Source organism: Spiroplasma endosymbiont of Aleiodes alternator (assembly GCF_964031135.1).
Classification (GTDB): Bacteria; Bacillota_I; Bacilli_A; order Mycoplasmatales; family VBWQ01; genus Spiroplasma_E.
The window spans coordinates 214,293-227,112 of sequence record NZ_OZ035008.1; the positions used below are offsets into that span (position 1 = coordinate 214,293).

A 12,820-nucleotide genomic window follows, 5' to 3' on the forward strand; every position below is an offset into this window, starting at 1 on the left:
TATTCAACCAATTGGAGCTCCAATTGCATAAATAAAAGTGAAACTAATTAAAAATGTTACTACAATAGGAATAAAGAAAATTGGCATAATTGGAGCAATAGTTTTTGGTACTTTTCAAGTAATAATTCATCTTACTAAATATCCAACACTTGGACCAATTAATAATGCTCCTAAAATCCAGCAGAAACCTTTGGCTCTAAACCAGCAATTGGATAAACTAATCCTGCTGTATTAGCAACATATCCACTTACCATTGCCGGAACCAAGGCAGCACGTCCTGCAATTGAATTAGCGATAAAACCAGCTAAAATTGGAATCATTAATGTAAAAGCAATACTTCCAGCTTGATTCATAAAATAAAGAAAATGATTATGTGGTAACTTGGAAATATCAAAGTCAGCACCATAAACTGCTTTAGCAATACCAATTGATAATGCTAACATAATTCCACCAAAAACAACAAATGGAACCATATAGCCAACACCAGCCATAATATGTTTCATAATTCCCTGTTTATCAGTAGTAAATAAATCATTTGATTTATTTTCTTTTTCCGCTTTTTGTCCCGATTCTGACTTGTTTATTTCATAAGGTTTTGCGTTAGCAAAAGCATCATTAACAATACTTTCAGGATTTTTAATAACTTTGCTAATTTCTACTTTATATAATGGTTTATTATTAAAACGTTCTAATTTTAAATCTGCAACACCGCCCGATACTGCAATAATAACTAAATCAGCGTTGGCAATATCAGTTGCTGTAAAAGCACCTTTAATACCAATACTACCATGAGTTTCAACTTTAATATTATAACCTAAATTTTTTGCAGCAATTTCTAATTTATCTTGTGCAATATAAGTATGTGCTACCCCAACTGGACAAGCAGTAATTGCTATAATATTTTTAGTTTTTTTTGAAGAAACTTTCATATCTTCACTAATAGTTTTACTACTAGTTTCAACATTAGATTTATTATTAATATTTAGTGATTGAATAATTACTTTTTTATCTTTTGAATTAAATAATATTGATTGAAATTCCGGTTTTGTTAATCTTTGTGCCACTTTTGATAAAATTTCCAAGTGTTCTTTACCAGCACTTTTTAGTGGCACAATTAAAGCAATAATTGCTTTAACGGGTTGTTCATCTAGTGCTTTCCAAGGAATTGGCTGTTTAAAACGCAATAAAAGGGACTTTCCTAAAAACTGTGTTTTTTAAATAAATTTTAGTTATAAAATCACTAAGTTACACAGATTGCTCGAAAGTCCCAATATTTCATGACATAATATTAAATTATTATTTTTAAAAAAAACAGTTTTTTTATTTAAAAAATTAATTAAATTTTTTAATTACTTTATTAGTTTTAATTCTATTTTCTAAATATCAATCTTTATGCTTTGATTTTAATAAATATGTTGTTACTAAATCATTAAAATAAGTAATAGCAAATAATGGAAAAATAAATATTTCTTGTGCTTCATAAAGTCCTGAAGAAACAATATTAAATGTTCAATCAGCATAAGTCACTAATTCAGTTTTATCTTGTGATGTAACAACTGCAATTTTAGCATTATTCTTTTTAGCAAGTTTAGCTGCTTCAACAATAGTAGCGGTTTTACCTGATAATGAAAAAAGAATTATTACATCTTCTGGAATAATTAAAGAAGCATGCATTAAAATACTATCATCATCTTTATTTAAACAGATTGATCGTAAACCAAACCGATATAATTTATTTGATAAATCCTCCGCAGCTAAACCAGAATGACCAATACCTGCTAAATAAATACAAGCTTTACGATTATCATCTATTCAATTAATAAATCTTTGTAATTCCTCATAATTAATCGTTGAATCATTTAAATCCATTAGTTTTTTATAATGTTCTTTTAAAACACTACGATCACCAAAAAACTCACGATTTAAAGCTTTGAAAGTAGTTTCTTGCGCAGCTAAACTAATGATAAATTCACGATAACCTTTAAATCCCAATTTCTTAATTAAATTATAAACAACACTATAACCAACAGTATTTTCTTTAGCCAAAGAACTAATAGTAACTTGATCCATTTTTTGACTATTCTTATTAATATAGTTAATAAGAACTTTTTCTTTTTTTGTGAAATTATTTTCTTCCTTTGATACTCTAGATCAAAAATTATCATTGATAAGCATGTAAAAACTCCTTTTTAAACTAATGTAAAATATTTAAATATTATTATTTTTTAATTATGTGATGAAAATGGATCATTAATATAATATGGTTGCAAATCTTCCATGTTTTTTACTTCGATAAAATATGGTGACAACTTTTGAAAATTTTCCACAATATTACATTTTTCTAAATTTTCAATTATTTTATAATCTAGTAAATCACTAATAATACCAATTTTAGCATTTTCATCTACTAATTGCGGCTGAATAATTATTTTTCCATTATCACATACTGCCAAATAACTTTTATTATTGTATGCTGACAAAACACTTATTGATTTTATTAATCCTGCCTGTAATAATAAACTATTAATAGTAAAAACCGTTAAAAAACTATTCAAAACTTTAAGTGTTTTGACAAAAGTAATTGCTACTCTAATTCCAGTATAACTGCCAGGACCATTTGCAATAACTACTTTTGAAATATCTTTTAATTTTATTTTACATTTTACAAGTAAATTAGTAATAGTTGGAATTGCCAATTCTGTTTGTTTTTGTCAAGCAATAAATGATGAACTTGCTAAAATTTTATTAGCTTGCAAAATCACCACTGTTAATTTGTTATTTGTTGTATCTAAATATAATTGATACATAACATCACCTTATTATTTCATTTAGTTGCTATTAATAATTTTCTAATATCTTACATACTTATTATAATATCATGTATAATGTAATTAAAATAGAAAAAATATAGAATTGTGAGTTAATCGATATGGGAATAGGAAAAAATATAGGATTTAAAAGTAAATTTTCTGATTTTTTACTTTGATCTGGACTAATTATTGCTGTTATAGGTCTAATAATGCAATTTGCAATAGTTTTAATTGAGTATAAACCAATAACAGTTGGAACACCTAATCCTCATAATTTATGAACTCCAGATGGCCCATGAGTTGGTATTTGAACAATGATTTCTAGCTTTACTATTCAGTCAAATTTTTTAGTTTTTCTCTTCTTTTGTTTTGTATTAACAAATCGTTTTCATGACAATCACGCACAATTTGTTTTTGGGCGCTTTTCATTAGCAATTACTGTTTATATTACCGTAACTCTTATCGTATTTTTTGCTGTATTATTTAAACCAATGATAAATAATTTAGATAGTAGTAATAGTATTAGCATATTAAATTTTATAAATACATTTTTATTACATTTAATAGTACCAGTGATAGTGATTTTATATTTTATGTTTTCTGCTGGTAAATACTACTGAAAACTTGGAAAACAAACATATCTTTGAATACCAATTATTTCTATTTACATGTTTGTATATTTAGGTTATGCACTTGCTAAAGGAAATTTTGTTGGTTTTTTAAGAAAAGGAACAACGGAAATTGATTATTCATTTCCATATCCATTTTTAGATTTTCATAAAAGTTTAACTACTTTATTTATTTATATCTTTGCAATTTTAATCTTATACATAATTTTGATGTTACTTTTTACTCTTTATAATAATATCCTTTATAAAAAAAATAATAAACCAATAGCGGCTTTAAGAGATACAAATTTTTAATGTAAAATAATTTATAAATAAAGTGTACTAGTTTATAAACTAGTACACTTTATTACTATTATTTATTATTTAAAAAATATTGAAAAATAATTGTAGGGAGGAATATATATTTGTGAAAAGTAAAAAATTGAAATTGTATTATTTTTTTTAAATATTATTTTGTTATTTTTTGCCTCCTTTTTCTTAATATATTTTATTTTAAAATTATATAAAAACTCCTTGTATAGCATATATAGTATACAAGGACTTAAAGTCAAATATAAAATTAAAACCGGCATTACCTAAATATTTTCTAAACATTTATAACTGCCATTTTTATTGTAACTCACTAAAAAGAAAAAACAAGTAATAATATTTTTTACACTTATCATTTTATATTTTTGGACGTATTGCAGCCTTAGTTAGATTTAATAAGAAATTAAATGAGAGATAAAACTCTCATTTTTAATTGTTGAACAATTATAATTAATTATTTTATTAAACCTATACTTTATTAAAGTAATTAATTATTCCAAATTTAATAAAAATTATAAAAGCTATTGTATAGGAATTTGCAAATAGTAATTTTTCTGCTGGTCTTTAAAAATTTAAGATTTTTTTCTCCCCCTCCTTCCAGGCCTCCTACCCCCAAGGCTTATTGCTACTATAGGTAGCAAAAGCCTATACGTATAGTAGTAGAAGTATTTAGTTAGTAGTATATAAGCCTTTTATCACTGTAGGTGATAAGGCTTATACGTAGAAAGGATTCGTAATGATTAATGTTAATTTAGATATTAAAAATAAAGTTAGAGAAACAACTAAAGGTATGTTATTAGAAATTGGTGAATATGAAACATGATTTCCAATTAAAGATACTACTATTAATCAAAATAATAAAAAAATAACATTAAAAATAATTGAAGATTTTAATTATAAATTAGGTAAAAAATCAATTACAAAAGATATTGAAAGTATTAAAGGTAGTGAAATTTTAAAATATATTAAAAATATTTCAGATATTACTACTACTGAAAATGAATTAATATCTTGTGAATTTTATGAACAATATAATGGTTATTATATTTTTACAAATGATAAAAATCAAGAATGTTTTAAATATAACATTACATGAGAACAAGATATGAAAAGTTTTAAAATAAATAATCCTTATAAAGAAAATGATAAGCCAATTAATTATATTGTTATGCCAATGAAAGATATAAATACTCATAATGAAAAAATATTTTATTTAAAGTATTAAAGGAAATTAATATGTTATTAAATATTGAAAAAATAGAATTAATTAAAAATTTATGTAATGAAAAATTAATTAAAAATAAAAAGTATATTGAAATACAAGAAATATTAAAAATTATAGAAAGGGATTAATAATTATGTTGAATTTAAAAGAAGATAAAAGAATATATTTAAAATATGAAGAAATTGAAAAAATATTTGGTTCATGTGATATATGTAATAAAAATTCATCATTTGCAAATAGAACTTGTAATAAATGTTTTTATAAATTAATAGGTGAAAATAATGAAATGTAATATTCATAATGAAAAATATATTTGATTTAGTGAAATAGATAATACATATTATTGTAATAAATGTATTGATGACATGATTGAAGAAGATATGTATTTAACAAGTGATAACTATGATAGATTATATAACCATTATATTAATGAATTACAATTAGAAAATTTTAAAGGAGTGTAAATCATGGATGATTATAATTATATTTCTAGAGAAAAATTAATTAAATTTTTAGAAGAAAGTGAAAAAAATTATGAAGCAATTAATATTAAATGATTAAAAAAAGAAATAGAAGATGGAGAGTTTATAGAATAATGAAAAATACTAATATGCCTCAATGAGCAAATGATTTACAAACATTTTTTAATGATTTAGAAAATGGTATGTATGGTGAAAGTATTAAAAATGCTTTTAAAAAAGAAAGTAGTGAATAAAAATGGTAGCAGCACCTAAAAAGAAACCAGAAGATTTAATTATTAAACAAATTCATATTAGATTAAATAAAAATGATTATTATGAATTAAAAAAGATGTGTTTAGAAGTGAACTTGTCAAGAAAAGTGGACAATAAAAGTAACCTTTTATTAAATTTTATAAAATAGCGTTTGTAAGTGTTAAATTTATAGGTATGAAGTAATTATTTGTTGGTTTGGAATGAGCTAATCGATATTCGATTGGACTCATTCCTTTTAATTTTATTTGAGGTCGATAATTATTATAAAAGTAAATATATTTAGGTAAGTTGTCTTGTATTCATTCAATAGTTCTATTTTTTCTTGGAATTTGATATAGAAATTCTGTTTTCATTGTTCCAAATCAAGTTTCAGTAGCACCATTATCACAGGAATTACCTCTTCTAGACATTGAAATTTTTATTTTTAATTCATCACATAAAATTTTATAAGAAGGATTTGTATAGTGAAATCCTTGATCTGATTGTAAAATTCATGAAGTAGGTTTTTGAGCATTAACTCAAGCTTGGATAATGTTTTGGACAACAAATGTCATGTCTAAACTTGCACTTATTTTATAATCTAATATTTCATTATTATGAAAATCTTTAACAATTGATAAATAATATGTTTTACCATTAGTTAATAAATAAGTTATATCAGTACCTAATTTTTCGGTAATGTTTAGTAATCTGTGTAACTTACAAAAATAACTATGTTTAATTAATTCTAGTAAATATAATTAAATGACTAGAAAGAGTGAGTTACAGATGGCTAAAAAGCAAAATATTAATAATAATGATCCAATATCAAAAGCAGTAGATTTATTATTAGAAAATACTGAAGATTTAACAACAGTTTTTAAAGAGGGAGGATTGTATAAAGAATTAACAAAAAGATTAGTAGAAAAAATGTTGAATTCTGAGATGCAAAATTATTTAGGATATGATAAGAATCAACATAGTAATAGTGACAATGCTCGTAATGGTATAAGTTCAAAAAAATTAATAACTCAACAAGGTAAAATTGAGATTGATGTACCACGAGATCGCAATAGTAATTTTAATCCTGTAATAGTTGCAAAAAGACAAAGAAGATTTGAAGGTTTTGATCAACAAGTTCTTTCTTTATATGCAAAAGGTATGACATTTTCAGATATTAGAATGCAATTACAAGAGTTATATCATGGTGCTGATATTAGTGAAAGTGTTATTAGTCAAATTACTGATGATGTTATTGATGATGTAAAAGCATGGCAAAATCGACCATTAGAAAGTGTCTATCCGATTGTTTATTTTGATTGCATAATAGTGAAAGTACGACAAGATAAAATGATTATTAATAAATCAGTTTATATAGCTTTAGGAGTTGATTTAGAAGGTAAAAAAGATGTTTTAGGTTTATGAATTAGTGAAAATGAAGGTGCTAAATTTTGATTAGCAAATTTAACAGAAATGAAAAATCGTGGCTTAAATGATATTCTTATTGCCTGCAGTGATAATTTAACAGGCATGTCAGAAGCAATACAATCAGTTTATCTTAAAACAGAACATCAATTATGCATAGTTCATCAAATTAGAAATAGTTTGAAATATGTCTCATATAAGCATAGAAAATCTCTGGTTGCAGATTTAAAACCAATTTATACTGCATGTAGTGAAGAACAAGCAATGCAGGCTTTAGAATCCTTTGAAAATAAGTGAAATAAACAATATCCTCAAATTGCTAAATCTTGATATAAAAATTGAGATAATTTAATTGTTTTTATTAGTTATCCTGCAGAAATTAAAAGAGTGATTTATACAACAAATGCTATTGAATCTGTAAATAGTCAATTACGAAAAGTTATCAGAAATAAAAAAGTTTTTCCTAATGATATGGCAGTTTTTAAAATATTTTATTTAGCAATTGAAAATATAACAAAAAAATGAACAATGCCCATTCAAAATTGAAATACAGCAATTGCTCATTTTATGATAAAATTTGAAGATAGAATTAATCTAAACTAGTACTTTGTAAAACAAAGATACACAGATTACATAAAAGCCTCAATTTTTCATTTAAATTAGTAGTTGAAAAATCACGTTTTAATAAATTATCATATCTTAAACTTCCTGATTTAGTTCTATAATCAAATTTTTTTATGCGAACCTTAGCTTTTAAACTCATATTTTTCATATATCTATATACAATATGAAATTTTAATTTTAAATTATAAATTTTGTTAATTCATAAAGTTATCATTTTATAACCATAAATTTCTTGAAATTCATAAAAAATATTTTTAATTATATTAGCTAAAAATGTATCTCATTTATTAAATTCATTCATTCCATTCTTAATTCACTTATAATATCCTGATTTTGAAACATTTAATAATCAACATAAATAACTAATCTGATATTTTTTCTTCAATGAGAAAATCACAAAATATTTCTTCTTTTTTTGTCGATTTTTCTAAATACTTTTTTATATCGTTCATTGCCTCAATATATTCAATTAATTCTTGTTTTGTCATTTCATTAAAATTTAAAGATTTGGGTCGACCTGTTCTTTTGGTTTTTTTAGCACGAATTCCATTGCCATATTCTAAACCTTTTTCACCTAATAATTTATATGCTTTAATTCATTCTTTTATTGATGATCGACCAATACCATACTCTAATGCGGTTTTATCAATTGTTTTAATTTTACTTATTTTTATTATTTTTAACTTTTCTTCTTTTGATAGTCATTTAGCCATAAAAAAATGAACACCTTCCTTAAAGGATTTTTAACACAAAGGTTACAATTCTGTGTCTACTTTATTCTAGATGTTCAATCTATCTTTATATAAACAAAAAGACTTAAATGCTATAGCATTTCAAATTAATTCTACACCCAGAAAATCACTATCTTATAAAAGCCCAATAGACTTAATACAATTATTTTAAAAACTGTCCCATTTGTCCCATTTATATTTACAATTCAAGTTTTAATAAAAATAAAAAACTAAAATACTTTATTTTTTATAAATACTATGGTATAATAATACCAACAATTAATAATTTATTTTGTCTTTTATTTAAAGAAAATTAAATTATAACTAGACTTGAAATACGCCCTATATTTTTATATAAAATATTGTTTTTTAACAAGTACTACTTAAAAATAACAAACTTTATTTTAAATATTTCTTTTTACGAATAATAACAACAACTATTGGAATTATAGTTAAAAAACTAAAAATGAATCCACAAATGATAATAATATTTCAATTATTAACTAACATTTTAGTTGTTAATGATATATTAACATCTCAGGGACGATCTGAATTATTACTTTGTAAATAATTAACATAATTTTGTTTAGTAATATCACCTTGATATTGAATAAATCATGATAAAAACTCACCAGCAGCATTATTTTTTAAATCTTCAATTTTAATACTATTGTTAGTAGCACTAGTTAAATATTGTTGAAAACCCGCTAATAAATTATTAGTTTTTTCAAAAAAATCAGTACAATTTGGAAAATTAGGTATTTTTGTATTGCTTCTATAAACAGTAATATATTGTTCAGAAGCAGCTTGACGTTGTAAGTCAGATGTATCTAAACCTATACAATAAACTTGAAAATTACTTCCTTGATTAAGAGTTAAATTATCACCATCTTTAATAGGTGTTCCCAAATCATTTTTTCCTTTTTGTAAAGTTTGTGAATCAACTTTTCATTTTAGTCAATGTTGTTGTGAATCACTAATATTTACTTTAGCCTTCTCAATAGCTTTATTCATAACTATTAATGTATTTTTATTATCTTGTGAATTATTTTGAACTAAATATTGAGGTACAATTACAGGATTTTCTTTAACTTTTTCATCACTAATAGTACTAAATTGAATATTTGAACTATTATTTGTTAACTTAATAGTTTTACTATAACCACTATCTTTAACACTAACATTAAAAATAGTTGATTTTAAATGATCATCTGGTTTATGATTTAATATTGCATAACTATTTGAACCATTATCAAAAACTTCATCATTTTTATCATTTATTAATAATTGTTCATTCTTATCATTTTTATTTTTTGCTAAAATAGCTAACATTGGTTGATTAGTATCATTGGGATTACCATTATTAAGTGGTAAAATTGCTAACCGATCTTGAACACTTTTATGACTATTTAAAAAATCATCGCTTGGTTTAATCATATAAGGAATACTAAAATAATTATTAAAATCTGCCCTAGGATTTACCGTTGCAAAAATACCATTGTTAATCTGCGCTGGTAAACTATTATCATGGTAACCAACATAAACATAGCCAAAACTAGCAATATCATTAAAACTTTGTTTAGCAACACTACGACCAATAACTTTATCAGTAAAATATTTAATACCATTATCTGGCAAGATATTATTAGCTTTGTTTTTAATTTGTTTCTTAAATTTCTCATTAACATCTTTACTAAGATTATCATTTGGATTATTATTAACCTTATTAATAAGGTCTGATCAATCATTAAATTGTTCTGTTATTACTTCTTTATGCAATCTAATAAAATCTTCATAATTATTATTAATTGAATTTCAAGTATTAGCTTCACTAATTAAATTTTTATTATTTTCCTTAACAGTAATATGAAACCCAGAAAGTTTGTTACTCTCATTAACAGTACTAATATTAGATTGATGATTAGTAACTATCATTAAACTACTAGTAAGAGATAATGCCAAAGCCAAACTTATTGTTTTAAAACTTTTAGTTTTAAAAAAACTAAAAGATAAGAAATTTGTCATTATGATTACTCCTTTTTTACCTATTATTTGTGTTTATAATTATAATATTAAATTAAGCATATTTAATTAAATACTTAAAATCTTAGTTTTAATAAAATAAAACTAAGGATATATAATCAATTATTAAACTTTTTGTTAAATCAACATATATAATTTTAATACTTATATAATTACTTATATATTCATTAAAATTATAAGGATAAAAATTATATCCTTAACATTAATAATAAACTTTATTATCAAAAAATCAAGATTAAATAATTAATAAGTTAATTTTTTTTAACTTATTAAGTGTTTTAAATAATCAGTTAGTAAATATTAATAGTGATAAGGAAAAACTTGATATACTAAATAAGTAGCATATTCAATCATAATAAAAAATTAAATTTAATTCTAATATAAATAGGAGAAAAAATATGAATTGAAAAAATAGTAGTGAATACCGATTAAAAAAAGAAATCTTATTAAATTTATTTGACGTTTATTTGGCCTACTTATTATTTCTTTATTTTTAATTTTTGATTTAATAATTACTATTAATTATCCCAATGCTTTCATTGTTCCTAATGTTGATAAACCAACTGAAAGATTAGCAATTTATTATTTTTATTTTACAACTCAAACTAATTTATTGAACTTGTCAAGAAAAGTGGACAATAAAAGTAACCTTTTATTAAATTTTATAAAATAGCGTTTGTAAGTGTTAAATTTATAGGTATGAAGTAATTATTTGTTGGTTTGGAATGAGCTAATCGATATTCGATTGGACTCATTCCTTTTAATTTTATTTGAGGTCGATAATTATTATAAAAGTAAATATATTTAGGTAAGTTGTCTTGTATTCATTCAATAGTTCTATTTTTTCTTGGAATTTGATATAGAAATTCTGTTTTCATTGTTCCAAATCAAGTTTCAGTAGCACCATTATCACAGGAATTACCTCTTCTAGACATTGAAATTTTTATTTTTAATTCATCACATAAAATTTTATAAGAAGGATTTGTATAGTGAAATCCTTGATCTGATTGTAAAATTCATGAAGTAGGTTTTTGAGCATTAACTCAAGCTTGGATAATGTTTTGGACAACAAATGTCATGTCTAAACTTGCACTTATTTTATAATCTAATATTTCATTATTATGAAAATCTTTAATAATTGATAAATAATATGTTTTACCATTAGTTAATAAATAAGTTATATCAGTACCAAATTTTTCATTTAAATTAGTAGTTGAAAAATCACGTTTTAATAAATTATCATATCTTAAACTTCCTGATTTAATTCTATAATCAAATTTTTTTATGCGAACCTTAGCTTTTAAACTCATATTTTTCATATATCTATATACAATATGAAATTTTAATTTTAAATTATAAATTTTGTTAATTCATAAAGTTATCATTTTTTAACCATAAATTTCTTGAAATTCATAAAAAATATTTTTAATTATATTAGCTAAAAATGTATCTCATTTATTAAATTCATTCATTCCATTCTTAATTCACTTATAATATCCTGATTTTGAAACATTTAATAATCAACATAAATAACTAATCTGATATTTTTTCTTCAATGAGAAAATCACAAAATATTTCTTCTTTTTTGTCGATTTTTCTAAATACTTTTTTATATCGTTCATTGCCTCAATATATTCAATTAATTCTTGTTTTGTCATTTCATTAAAATTTAAAGATTTGGGTCGACCTGTTCTTTTGGTTTTTTTAGCACGAATTCCATTGCCATATTCTAAACCTTTTTCACCTAATAATTTATATGCTTTAATTCATTCTTTTATTGATGATCGACCAATACCATACTCTAATGCGGTTTTATCAATTGTTTTAATTTTGCTTTTTTTTATTATTTTTAACTTTTCTTCTTTTGATAGTCATTTAGCCATAAAAAAATGAACGCCTTCCTTAAAGTATTTTTAACACAAAGGTTACAATTCTGTGTCTACTTTATTCTAGATGTTCACACTTCAAATAATACTTATAATATTTGTTATGAATCCAATTTTAGCTCCAATGTATAATTTTTTATCTAATTTCTTTTCAACCTTATCTATTTTTTCTCCTTTTTTCTTAAAATCTTTTTTACATTTTAATATTATCAATCTTAACATAAAAAAAATTTAAATTTTAAATTAAATATTAACACAATAAAAAAAATTTGGCATCGTGCTATTTTCCCATTGCTGGTATTTTCGCCGCTGGAGTGCTTAACTGCTGTGTTCGAGATGGGAACAGGTGTGACCACTCCGCTATGGACACCAAATAGTTTAGCAATTGCTCCCTAAAAACTAGAAACAGACATCTTTAAATTTGA

Annotated in this window: 17 protein-coding genes, 1 rRNA gene and 1 pseudogene; 9 read left to right on the top strand and 10 right to left on the bottom strand. The window is 23.2% G+C overall.

Annotated features, from left to right (window positions below; translation table 4 throughout):
- Positions 1 to 170 precede the first annotated feature (170 nt).
- From ACQH20_RS01290 to tsaB, 3 genes are all read right to left on the bottom strand, one after another.
- Positions 171 to 1,184, bottom strand: coding sequence for a fructose PTS transporter subunit IIB (locus ACQH20_RS01290; RefSeq protein WP_425377232.1), 1,014 nt, complete (start codon positions 1,182 to 1,184; stop codon positions 171 to 173).
- A gap of 148 nt (positions 1,185 to 1,332) precedes the next feature.
- On the bottom strand, positions 1,333 to 2,175 hold the full coding sequence (locus ACQH20_RS01295) for a MurR/RpiR family transcriptional regulator (protein WP_425377233.1): 843 nt from the start codon (positions 2,173 to 2,175) through the stop codon (positions 1,333 to 1,335).
- 50 nt (positions 2,176 to 2,225) lie between these two features.
- Complete coding sequence (tsaB, locus tag ACQH20_RS01300; protein WP_252320355.1) at positions 2,226 to 2,807, bottom strand: tRNA (adenosine(37)-N6)-threonylcarbamoyltransferase complex dimerization subunit type 1 TsaB; 582 nt, start codon at positions 2,805 to 2,807, stop codon at positions 2,226 to 2,228.
- Positions 2,808 to 2,929: 122 nt separating this feature from the next.
- Between tsaB and ACQH20_RS01305 the strand changes: the two genes are divergently transcribed.
- The 6 genes from ACQH20_RS01305 to ACQH20_RS01330 all read left to right on the top strand — a co-directional run bounded on the left by ACQH20_RS01305 (position 2,930) and on the right by ACQH20_RS01330 (position 5,855).
- The gene (locus ACQH20_RS01305) at positions 2,930 to 3,733 is read left to right on the top strand and encodes a hypothetical protein (protein ID WP_425377234.1); all 804 of its coding nucleotides are present in this window, start codon (positions 2,930 to 2,932) and stop codon (positions 3,731 to 3,733) included.
- Between the two features lie 751 nt (positions 3,734 to 4,484).
- Positions 4,485 to 4,973: a hypothetical protein gene (locus tag ACQH20_RS01310; RefSeq protein ID WP_425377235.1), complete on the top strand. Its 489-nt coding sequence runs from the start codon at positions 4,485 to 4,487 to the stop codon at positions 4,971 to 4,973.
- A 133-nt stretch (positions 4,974 to 5,106) separates the two neighbouring features.
- On the top strand, positions 5,107 to 5,265 hold the full coding sequence (locus tag ACQH20_RS01315) for a hypothetical protein (protein ID WP_342260824.1): 159 nt from the start codon (positions 5,107 to 5,109) through the stop codon (positions 5,263 to 5,265).
- Positions 5,255 to 5,437 (top strand): hypothetical protein, encoded by a 183-nt coding sequence (locus tag ACQH20_RS01320; RefSeq protein ID WP_425377236.1) that lies wholly within the window; start codon positions 5,255 to 5,257, stop codon positions 5,435 to 5,437. The genes ACQH20_RS01315 and ACQH20_RS01320 overlap by 11 nt, the downstream gene beginning before the upstream one ends.
- Before the next feature lie 3 nt (positions 5,438 to 5,440).
- Entirely contained in the window at positions 5,441 to 5,569 is a 129-nt protein-coding gene (locus ACQH20_RS01325) for a hypothetical protein (RefSeq protein WP_255495911.1), read from the top strand.
- Positions 5,570 to 5,690: 121 nt separating this feature from the next.
- Positions 5,691 to 5,855, top strand: coding sequence for a hypothetical protein (locus ACQH20_RS01330; protein ID WP_425377237.1), 165 nt, complete (start codon positions 5,691 to 5,693; stop codon positions 5,853 to 5,855).
- Here the strand turns inward: ACQH20_RS01330 and ACQH20_RS01335 are convergent.
- Entirely contained in the window at positions 5,845 to 6,261 is a 417-nt protein-coding gene (locus ACQH20_RS01335; RefSeq protein WP_252319999.1) for an IS3 family transposase, read from the bottom strand. The genes ACQH20_RS01330 and ACQH20_RS01335 overlap by 11 nt on opposite strands.
- A 214-nt stretch (positions 6,262 to 6,475) precedes the next feature.
- On the opposite strand from ACQH20_RS01335, the gene ACQH20_RS01340 reads away from it, so the two are divergent.
- On the top strand, positions 6,476 to 7,714 hold the full coding sequence (locus ACQH20_RS01340; RefSeq protein ID WP_425377556.1) for an IS256 family transposase: 1,239 nt from the start codon (positions 6,476 to 6,478) through the stop codon (positions 7,712 to 7,714).
- Here ACQH20_RS01340 and ACQH20_RS01345 read toward each other — a convergent pair.
- Positions 7,701 to 8,132: an IS3 family transposase gene (locus ACQH20_RS01345; protein WP_425377238.1), complete on the bottom strand. Its 432-nt coding sequence runs from the start codon at positions 8,130 to 8,132 to the stop codon at positions 7,701 to 7,703. The two genes, ACQH20_RS01340 and ACQH20_RS01345, sit on opposite strands and share 14 nt — an antisense overlap.
- Positions 8,098 to 8,448 (bottom strand): hypothetical protein, encoded by a 351-nt coding sequence (locus tag ACQH20_RS01350; protein ID WP_425377239.1) that lies wholly within the window; start codon positions 8,446 to 8,448, stop codon positions 8,098 to 8,100. Before ACQH20_RS01350 ends, ACQH20_RS01345 begins: the two co-directional genes overlap by 35 nt.
- A 76-nt stretch (positions 8,449 to 8,524) precedes the next feature.
- Between ACQH20_RS01350 and ACQH20_RS01355 the strand changes: the two are divergent.
- Positions 8,525 to 8,638 (top strand): annotated as a pseudogene (locus tag ACQH20_RS01355) (IS30 family transposase); the annotation flags it as partial.
- A gap of 227 nt (positions 8,639 to 8,865) precedes the next feature.
- On the opposite strand, the gene ACQH20_RS01360 reads toward ACQH20_RS01355, so the two are convergent.
- The 3 genes from ACQH20_RS01360 to ACQH20_RS01370 form a co-directional block, all read right to left on the bottom strand.
- Positions 8,866 to 10,491, bottom strand: a complete 1,626-nt coding sequence (locus ACQH20_RS01360) for a hypothetical protein (RefSeq protein ID WP_425377240.1) — start codon at positions 10,489 to 10,491, stop codon at positions 8,866 to 8,868.
- A 680-nt stretch (positions 10,492 to 11,171) separates the two neighbouring features.
- The gene (locus ACQH20_RS01365) at positions 11,172 to 11,894 is read right to left on the bottom strand and encodes an IS3 family transposase (protein WP_425377241.1); all 723 of its coding nucleotides are present in this window, start codon (positions 11,892 to 11,894) and stop codon (positions 11,172 to 11,174) included.
- Positions 11,895 to 11,897: 3 nt separating this feature from the next.
- Positions 11,898 to 12,392, bottom strand: coding sequence for a hypothetical protein (locus tag ACQH20_RS01370; protein ID WP_425376716.1), 495 nt, complete (start codon positions 12,390 to 12,392; stop codon positions 11,898 to 11,900).
- A 6-nt stretch (positions 12,393 to 12,398) separates the two neighbouring features.
- Here ACQH20_RS01370 and ACQH20_RS01375 point away from each other — a divergent pair, with 6 nt between their 5' ends.
- Positions 12,399 to 12,527, top strand: coding sequence for a hypothetical protein (locus tag ACQH20_RS01375; RefSeq protein ID WP_425377242.1), 129 nt, complete (start codon positions 12,399 to 12,401; stop codon positions 12,525 to 12,527).
- 135 nt (positions 12,528 to 12,662) lie between these two features.
- On the opposite strand, the gene rrf is transcribed toward ACQH20_RS01375, so the two are convergent.
- Positions 12,663 to 12,769: ribosomal RNA gene (rrf, locus tag ACQH20_RS01380) — 5S ribosomal RNA — on the bottom strand.
- Between the last annotated feature and the right edge of the window lie 51 nt (positions 12,770 to 12,820).